The following is a 796-nucleotide window of genomic DNA, read 5'->3' as shown; positions in this document are numbered from 1 at the left end:
CACGCACAGCGCCTGCAGGCCCGCGCCGGTCAGCAGCGACAGTGTGCGCTCGCCGGCAATCTTCAGCGCCGTGTTGAGCTTCTGCATGAAGCGCGGGTAGCCCGCGTCGGCCAGCACCTCGCAGGCCACGCGCTCTTCGAACTCGCTCGGACCGAGCGTGGTGTGCAGGCAGCGCAAGGCAGGGTCGTCGACCCAGCGTTGCGGCAGCAGCACGTGCGCGAGCCGCAGCTTGGCCGACAGCGTGGTCGACACGCCACCGACCTGCGCCACGCGCTGCAGCCCGTCCATGGCCGCGAGGCTGGGCGCCTGCAGCGGCGAGAGCCCGCGCCAGGTGTCCAGCTCGATCACGCGCAGGTCGTGCCGCTCGGCCGCCTGCAGCGCCTGGTGCGCGCCCTGCGGGCTCATGCAGGTGCCCAGCGGATTGGAGACGGCGGTCGACAGGAACAGCAGGCGCCGGCGGCTCGCGGTGGGCAGCAGCGCGGCATGGCCGTCGAGCGTGGCGATGTCCAGGCAGCCGCCGCGCCGTGGCACTTCGAGCATGCGCCGGCCCAGCGTGCGAATGAGGGTGCGCAGCTGGCGCGGCGCGGGCGATTCGACCAGCACCGCATCGCCGGGTTCGGTCCATGCCTGCAGCAGGCACATCGTGGCGCCCAGGCTGCCGGCCGCCGTCATGACCTGCTGCGGAACCAGCGCGGGCAGTTCGGCGCGATGGCGCGTGGCGATCATCTCGCGCAGCCGCGGCAGGCCGAAGCCGTGGCGCGTGCCGCTGTCCCACTCGGGCGCGGCGCGGGCCACG

At 73.9% G+C, this 796-nt stretch carries 1 protein-coding gene; it reads right to left on the bottom strand.

Annotated elements, in window-relative coordinates:
* Positions 1 to 796 (bottom strand): aminotransferase class I/II-fold pyridoxal phosphate-dependent enzyme (locus tag DBV14_RS08920; RefSeq protein WP_185545972.1); only part of this gene is annotated, 796 nt, incomplete at both ends.

This window comes from Variovorax sp. KBW07, assembly GCF_003852515.1.
Lineage (GTDB): Bacteria > Pseudomonadota > Gammaproteobacteria > Burkholderiales > Burkholderiaceae_C > Variovorax.
The sequence above is the reverse complement of the archived record's forward strand: the minus strand, read 5'-3'. Positions and strand labels throughout refer to the sequence as shown.